General features: G+C 63.0%; 3 protein-coding genes, 1 tRNA gene, 2 rRNA genes and 3 pseudogenes (1 of these 9 only partly in view). 2 read left to right on the forward strand and 7 right to left on the reverse strand.

Features of this window, described 5'->3' with window-relative positions:
- Positions 1–161: 161 nt before the first annotated feature.
- Both ASD25_RS13770 and ASD25_RS29440 read left to right on the forward strand, forming a co-directional pair.
- A pseudogene (locus tag ASD25_RS13770) lies at positions 162–2,214 on the forward strand (isoleucine--tRNA ligase); the annotation flags it as partial.
- Between the two features lies 1 nt (position 2,215).
- Positions 2,216–3,176, forward strand: a pseudogene (locus ASD25_RS29440) (class I tRNA ligase family protein); the annotation flags it as partial.
- A gap of 164 nt (positions 3,177–3,340) precedes the next feature.
- Here the strand turns inward: ASD25_RS29440 and ASD25_RS13780 are convergent.
- The 7 genes and pseudogenes from ASD25_RS13780 to ASD25_RS13805 form a co-directional block, all read right to left on the reverse strand.
- A complete protein-coding gene (locus tag ASD25_RS13780) occupies positions 3,341–3,670 on the reverse strand; it encodes a hypothetical protein (protein ID WP_056617709.1) in 330 nt (109 codons plus the stop codon).
- Positions 3,671–3,873: 203 nt separating this feature from the next.
- Positions 3,874–4,266, reverse strand: coding sequence for a DUF2589 domain-containing protein (locus ASD25_RS13785; protein ID WP_200943632.1), 393 nt, complete (start codon positions 4,264–4,266; stop codon positions 3,874–3,876).
- A gap of 25 nt (positions 4,267–4,291) precedes the next feature.
- A pseudogene (locus ASD25_RS33200) lies at positions 4,292–4,432 on the reverse strand (DUF2589 domain-containing protein); the annotation flags it as partial.
- Positions 4,433–4,503: 71 nt separating this feature from the next.
- Positions 4,504–5,040 carry a DUF2589 domain-containing protein gene (locus ASD25_RS13790; RefSeq protein ID WP_056617712.1) on the reverse strand — a complete coding sequence of 179 codons (537 nt, stop codon included), beginning with the start codon at positions 5,038–5,040 and terminating at the stop codon, positions 4,504–4,506.
- Between the two features lie 168 nt (positions 5,041–5,208).
- Positions 5,209–5,285: transfer RNA gene (locus ASD25_RS13795), tRNA-Met, on the reverse strand.
- 12 nt (positions 5,286–5,297) lie between these two features.
- Positions 5,298–5,412 (reverse strand): 5S ribosomal RNA (gene rrf, locus ASD25_RS13800).
- Between the two features lie 82 nt (positions 5,413–5,494).
- Positions 5,495–7,875: ribosomal RNA gene (locus tag ASD25_RS13805) — 23S ribosomal RNA — on the reverse strand; it runs 408 nt beyond the window's last position.

Raw genomic sequence — 7,875 nt, forward strand, 5'->3', positions numbered from 1 at the left:
CCGTCCGCGTGTTTCGCCCGATTTCGATTAGCCGCCCGGCGTAGCGCCGCAGGGCTCTGGCCCCGTGCACGCCGGGAAAACGACACGCGCTCCAGCAGCCCTCCGGGCGATAGCGCATCGAAATCTACGCGAACGATCACCTAACGACGAGACGAGACTTCATGGCCGACGCCGCCGACACGCCCTCCACCGCTCGCGACTACCGCGAAACGGTCTTCCTGCCCGAGACGCCCTTCCCCATGCGCGGCGGCCTGCCGCAGAAGGAACCGGCGATCATCGAGCAATGGGGCGACCTCTATTCCGCCCTGCGCAAACAGCGTCAGGCCGAGGGCGCGCCCCTCTACGTCCTGCATGACGGACCGCCCTACGCCAACGGCGACATCCACATCGGCCACGCCCTGAACAAGACGCTGAAGGACTTCGTCGTCCGCAGCCGCTTCCTGCTGGGCAACGACGTGGACTACGTCCCCGGCTGGGACTGCCACGGCCTGCCGATCGAGTGGAAGATCGAGGAGCAATACCGCGCCAAGGGTCGCCGCAAGGACGAGGTCTCCAAGGCCGAGTTCCGTCAGGCTTGCCGCGAATACGCGACCGGCTGGATCGACGTGCAGCGCGAGCAGTTCAAGCGGCTGGGCGTGCTCGGTGACTGGGACCACCGCTACGCCACCATGGACTTCACCACCGAGGCGGCGATCGTCGGCGAGTTCCACAAGTTCAAGAACTCGGGCCAGCTGTACCGCGGCTCCAAGCCCGTCATGTGGTCGCCGGTCGAGCGCACGGCCCTGGCCGACGCCGAGATCGAATACCACGACCACGTCAGCCCGACGGTCTGGGTCAAATTCCCCGTTACCGGCGCCACCGACGACCATCCCGACGACCTTCTGGCCTTCCGCCACGCCAATCCGTCTGTCGTCATCTGGACCACGACGCCCTGGACCATCCCGGCCAACCGCGCCATCAGCTACGGCCCCGAGATCGCCTACGGCCTCTATGAGGTCACGGCCATGGAAGAGGGCCTTGAGTTCCAGCCATGGGCCAAGCCCGGTGATCGGCTCATTGTGGCGGACAAGCTGGCTGAGGACGTCTTCAAGGCCGCGAAGATCGCGACCTGGACGCGGATCGACGACCTGAACCCGTCGGGTCTGGAATGTGCCCACCCGCTGGCGGCCCTGTCGCCCGGCTACGGCTTCTCCGTGCCCCTGCTGGCCGGCGACCATGTCACCGACGACGCCGGCACCGGCTTCGTCCACACCGCCCCGGGCCACGGCGCCGACGACTTCGAGGTCTGGAAGGCCCACGGCCATCACGAGGTGCCCGACACCGTCGATCCCGACGGCGCCTACTATGACCACGTCCCGCTGTTCGCCGGCCTCAAGGTGCTGGAGACCGAGGGCAAGAAGACCGGCAAGTTCGGCCCCGCCAACGCCGCGGTGATGGACAAGCTGATCGAGGCCGGCAATCTGCTGGCGCGCGGCCGGATGGAGCATTCCTATCCGCACAGCTGCGCCGCTGAAGGGCGACGGCACCCTGCGCGAGCGGGCGCTGGACGCCATCGACAAGACCGACTTCCACCCCGAGGCGGGCCGCAACCGCATCCGCTCGATGGTCGAAGGCCGTCCCGACTGGCTGATCAGCCGTCAGCGCGCATGGGGCACGCCACTGGCCATGTTCGTCGACAAACAGACCGGCCAGCCGCTGGTCGACGCCGAGGTCGACGCCCGCATCACCGCGGCCGTGGCCGAAGGCGGCGCGGACGCATGGTTCACCCGCCCCGACGCCGACTTCCTCGGTCACCACGACGCATCGCGGTTCGAAAAGATCGAGGACATCCTCGACGTCTGGTTCGACAGCGGCTGCACCCACGCCTTCACGCTGGAAACGCGCGATCCGGCCCACGGCTACACGGGCGACCGCCCGTCGCACTGGCCGGCGGACCTGTATCTCGAAGGCTCGGACCAGCATCGCGGCTGGTTCCAGTCCAACCTGATGGAGGGCGCCGGCACCCGCGGCCGCGCCCCCTATGACGCCGTCCTGACCCACGGCTTCACCCAGGACGAGAACGGGGAGAAGATGTCCAAGTCGCGGGGCAACACCACCGACCCCGCCGTCGTCATCAAGGAATCCGGCGCCGACATCCTGCGCCTCTGGGTCTCGCTGGTGGACTACGCCGAGGACCAGCGGATCGGGAAACAGAGGGACGTCCCATGGGTTCGGNCGGGGAGAAGATGTCCAAGTCGCGGGGCAACACCACCGACCCCGCCGTCGTCATCAAGGAATCCGGCGCCGACATCCTGCGCCTCTGGGTCTCGCTGGTGGACTACGCCGAGGACCAGCGGATCGGGAAACAGATCCTGCAGACCACGGTCGATGCCTATCGCAAGCTGCGCAACACCGTCCGCTATCTGCTGGGCGCCCTCGTCGGCTTCGACGAGGAAGAGCGCCTGCCGCTCGACCAGATGCCGCCGCTCGAACTGTTCATCCTGCACCGCCTGTGGGAACTCGATCGCGACGTGCGCAAGGCCTACGCCGAATACCGCTTCCAGGACGTGGTGCGGCCGGTGCTGGAGTTCTGCTCCAACGACCTGTCGGCCCTGTATTTCGACATCCGCAAGGACAGCCTCTACTGCGACCGCCCCGACGCGATCCGCCGCCGCGCGGCCCGTACCGTGATGGACGAGGTGTTCATGCGCCTTACCGCCTGGCTGGCGCCGCTGACGCCCTTCACCATGGAAGAAGCCTGGGGCACCCGCTTCCCTGACGGCGGGTCGAACTGCGCCCGGGTGATCCCGGAGACGCCGGGGGAATGGCGGAATGACGTCGAGGCCGCCCGTTGGGCCAAGGTCCAGACCGTGCTCGAAACCGTCAACGAGGCGCTCGAAGCCTCACGGCGCGAGAAGGTCATCGGCGGCGCCCTGGACGCCTGGCCCGTGGTCACCGGACCGGCGGAGGCGTTCGCGCCCTTCGACGGCCTCGACCCGGCCGAGGTCTTCCGCACCTCGGGTGCCGAGCTGGCTTCGGGCGGCGACGCGGTAACCGTCGACGTGCGTCTGGCTGAGCACGCCAAATGCGCCCGCTCGTGGCGTCGGGTACCGGATGTCGGCTCCGACCCCGCCTATCCCGAGCTCAGCGCCCGCGACGCGGACGCCGTCCGTTGGTGGGATTCCCGGAACGCCTGACCCGCCTACGACCGGAATTGACGCAGGCGCATGCTTCATTGACCGGGTCCTTCGGGGTCCGGTCTTTGACAACTGAACCAGATGCCCTCCACGAACAGGTGGACGGATGAGACTCATGAGACTCTTGAGACTGTTTTTTTCCGGTCCCGGGCTGTCGCGGAAACTCACCCGCGGCGCTGATGGGCCGCCCGTCCGGGTCGCGTCACGATATCGATGTCAGGCCGTCCGTCCGGGCCTTCGGTGACCCTCACCGTGACGCGGACCGACGGAGACAGCCGCCGCCGCCGCCGCGTCGCGCCCAGAAGCCGGACCAGCCAGCGGAAACAGGCCGGCTCCATCCACGGCGCGCCGACCGGCTCGCGCCACCGGACCTGAACGAGGGCGACGGTCAGGCCCGCCGGCCCCAGCCGGGCGCGTCCGGCCTCGAACGCCGCGACCAGACCGGGCGTGACCCGCCCGGCCCAGACGCTGTCCGGTCCATTCACTCCAGCCATGGCGGCTTCCGCGAAAAGCCGACGTGATAGACCGTGTACTGCAGCACCACCTGATGCTCGCCGATGTTGAGCAGGGAGAAGCTCCTCCTCCTCCGACTTGATCGGCGACGGGTTCTGGCTGCCCGCGACGATGCGCTTCACAAACCGCATGTCGGAGAGCTGGAACCGGTCGTCGGCCAAGGCGGTGCTCCTTCAGTTCGGGATCAGGCCGCCTTCGGCAGGGCCTTGGGCACGATCGCCGAGTTCATGATGTCCATGACCCGCGCCAGCCCTTCAGGCATCCCCTTGTCCGAGGCGTGAACCTCGACATGGTATTTGGCCGAGTTGTCGGACGAACGGGTGTTCTCCTTGTGGGTCGCCACCGAGCCCTCGACATGGACCTTGATGCTGAAACAGCCCCAGCCGGCCTCCATGTCGGCGGCGAACTTGCCTTCCTTGTCCTCCGACTCCTTCTGCGAGCTCGAGGATTTCACCTCCATGTCGAAGGTGATGTCGACCGTGTCGATGAACAGGGATGGCACCTTGACGATGGCCAGCAGGGGCACGTCCATGACGACGTCCTCGTCCTCGGATGTCGCCCACGGCGTTCGCATCATCGCCCGTCGCCGGCGGCTTGAAGCCCACCACCTTGACGAAGGTCGCCGTCGCATTCGCCAGGGCGATCTGGGCGTCGCACGCCGCCCGCAAGGGTCCGCCGATCAGATCGGCCATCGGCAATCCCTTGAATTGGGACGCCATATCAATCAGTTCACCATCCGCCATCGTCTCTACTCCCGCATCAGGGCCGCACAGCGCGACCCTCTCCCAGCGACGCCGCCGCGGCGGCGCGCATGTCAGGTCGGCTCGATCGGCGGCGCCTGCCGCATGCCGTGCATCTTGTTCAGTTCGGTCAGCAGCCGGGCCAGCCCTTCAGGCACCTCGGCGTCGCGGACCTTGATCATGACGTGGGCCTTGGGCCCCTTGGCCGAGGCCGCGCCATTGAAGGCGTCGGCCAGGATCCGGCGCACCTTGGGCTGGGGCGCCACCTTGTCGTGAGCGTCGTCCGTCTCCTGGATGACGCTGGGGGCCTCCAGCTCGCCGCCGTCCTCGACCCCGCCCAGCTCTATATCGAACTCGACCTGGGCCTCGCTGATCCGCAACGGATTGTGCGGCAGCAGGGTCAGCAGGGGGATGTCGACCAGATCCTCGGTCCCCGGATCGACCCCGTGCCGCAGCGACGGCAGGCGCAGGCTCATCATGAGCGGCCCCAACGCCTGATCGAAGAACGCCCCGAGATTGAGGATCTGCTGGCGCTCGATCTCCTGCTGGGCGCTGGCGATCGCGCCGGCGATGCCCTGGATCAGAGACCGCAGTGTCGTCCGTTCCGCCATGGCGCGTCCTCCGTCGAGGAGACACCTATACCGAGTGTGTCAGGGCTGAGTCAATACCTATGGTTGTATTGCGGGGCAAGCTTGCACGGCTGAGTTGGCCAAGGGGCCCGACAGGCCCGGAACAGCAAAAAGCCCCGCCGGCGGGAGCCAGGCGGGGCTTTGAGATCTTGGGTGCGGGAGCAGGATTTGAACCTGCGACCTTCAGGTTATGAGCCTGACGAGCTACCGGGCTGCTCCATCCCGCGGCAGTCTGGTAGACCCGGCGGCGACCTACTCTCCCGCGCCTTAAGACGAAGTACCATCGGCTCTGGAGGGCTTAACGACCGAGTTCGGAATGGGATCGGGTGGGGAACCTCCGACATAGCCACCAGGTCAACCAGGCGGATAGACGATTGTGAGAAGACATTGTCAGTTCAGCAGTAAAGCTGAAAAATCGTATGAGTTTTGCTGAGAAACGATCAAGCCGATCGGATTATTAGTACCAGTAAGCTTCATGGGTCGCCCCACTTCCACACCTGGCCTATCAACGTGGTAGTCTTCCACGATCCTCAGCGAAGCCTTGTTTTGAGGTTAGTTTCCCGCTTAGATGCTTTCAGCGGTTATCTATTCCATACATAGCTACCCTGCTGCGCGGCTGGCGCCACGACAGGTCCACCAGAGGTATGTCCATCCCGGTCCTCTCGTACTAGGGACAGATCCTCTCAAGCTTCGAACACCCACGGCAGATAGGGACCAAACTGTCTCACGACGTTCTGAACCCAGCTCACGTACCACTTTAAATGGCGAACAGCCATACCCTTGGGACCTGCTCCAGCCCCAGGATGTGATGAGCCGACATCGAGGTGCCAAACTTTGCCGTCGATATGGACTCTTGGGCAAAATCAGCCTGTTATCCCTAGAGTACCTTTTATCCGTTGAGCGATGGCCCTTCCACGCGGGACCACCGGATCACTATGGCCGACTTTCGTCTCTGCTCGACTTGTCAGTCTCGCAGTCAGGCGGGCTTATGCCATTGCACTCGACGACCGATTTCCGACCGGTCTGAGCCCACCATCGCGCGCCTCCGTTACACTTTAGGAGGCGACCGCCCCAGTCAAACTACCCACCACGCCATGTCCCGGGACCGGATAACGGCCCTCGGTTAGACGTCAACGACAGTAAGGGTGGTATTTCAAGGATGACTCCACCAGAGCTGGCGCCCCGGTTTCATAGTCTCCCACCTATCCTACACATACGGTCGCTAACGCCAAGGCGAAGCTATAGTAAAGGTTCATAGGGTCTTTCCGTCTGACCGCGGGAACCCCGCATCTTCACGGGGAATTCAATTTCACTGAGCCTGTGCTGGAGACAGTGGGGAAGTCGTTACGCCATTCGTGCAGGTCGGAACTTACCCGACAAGGAATTTCGCTACCTTAGGACCGTTATAGTTACGGCCGCCGTTTACCTGGGCTTCAGTTCGTCGCTTTCACAACTCCCTTTAACCTTCAGGCACCGGGCAGGCGTCAGACCCTATACGTCGCATTGCTGCTTCGCAGAGCCCTGTGTTTTTGCTAAACAGTCGCTACCCCCTGGCTTGTGCCACTCAGTCTAGCTTGCGCTAGGTGAGTCACGCTTATTCCGAAGTTACGCGTGCAATTTGCCGAGTTCCTTCAGCACAGTTCTCTCAAGCGCCTTGGTATACTCTACCTGACCACCTGTGTCGGTTTCGGGTACGGTCTCTGCTGGAGTTATTTCCAGGGACAGCTTCGCTGCCAGGACAATCCAATAAGCCCTGACAACTTACACCATCCGTCACTTCCAGCTGGTGCAGGAATATTTACCTGCTTCCCATCGACTACGCTTTTCAGCCTCGCCTTAGGGGCCGACTAACCCTGCGCAGATTAGCTTTACGCAGGAACCCTTGGTCTTTCGGCGACAGTGTTTCTCACACTGTTTATCGTTACTCATGTCAGCATTCTCACTTCCGATACCTCCAGCCAGGCTCACGCCTGACCTTCACCGGCTTACGGAACGCTCCGCTACCGCATGCACATAAGTGCACACCCATACCTTCGGCGACTGGCTTGAGCCCCGTTACATTTTCCGCGCAGGATCGCTTGATCAGTGAGCTGTTACGCTTTCTTTAAAGGATGGCTGCTTCTAAGCCAACCTCCTGATTGTCAAAGCAATCCCACATCGTTTCCCACTTAGCCAGTACTTGGGGGCCTTAGATGATGGTTAGGGTTGTTTCCCTTTTCACGACGGACGTTAGCACCCGCCGTGTGTCTGCCCGATAGTTCTCTCAGGTATTCGGAGTTTGGTTAGTATTGGTACCGCTCGCGCAGCCCGCAACCATCCAGTGCTCTACCCCCTGAGGAATTCGTCGGACGCTCTACCTAAATAGATTTCGCGGAGAACCAGCTATGTCTAGGTTTGATTGGCCTTTCACCCCTATCCACAAGTCATCCCAGAATTTTTCAACATTCACGGGTTCGGACCTCCAGTTGGTGTTACCCAACCTTCATCCTGCTCATGGATAGATCACCTAGTTTCGGGTCGTCATACGTCGAACTTAGCGCCCTATTCAGACTCGCTTTCGCTGCGCCTACACCTAACGGCTTAAGCTTGCTCGACACATGAAGTCGCTGACCCATTATACAAAAGGTACGCCGTCACCCCGCATGGGGGCTCCGACTGCTTGTAGGCTTCCGATTTCAGGATCTGTTTCACTCCCCTCGTTGGGGTGCTTTTCACCTTTCCCTCACGGTACTTGTTCACTATCGGTCGTAGAGGAGTACTTAGGCTTGGAGGGTGGTCCCCCCATGTTCAGACAGGATTTCACGTGTCCCGCCCTAC

This window comes from Brevundimonas sp. Root1423, assembly GCF_001426805.1.

Bases quoted from the DNA above. Each gene is read 5' to 3' on its own strand.
- ASD25_RS13780 (WP_056617709.1), bottom strand. From the start codon at position 3,670: ATGGCTGGAGTGAATGGACCGGACAGCGTCTGGGCCGGGCGGGTCACG.
- ASD25_RS13785 (WP_200943632.1), bottom strand. From the start codon at position 4,266: ATGATGCGAACGCCGTGGGCGACATCCGAGGACGAGGACGTCGTCATG.
- ASD25_RS13790 (WP_056617712.1), bottom strand. From the start codon at position 5,040: ATGGCGGAACGGACGACACTGCGGTCTCTGATCCAGGGCATCGCCGGC.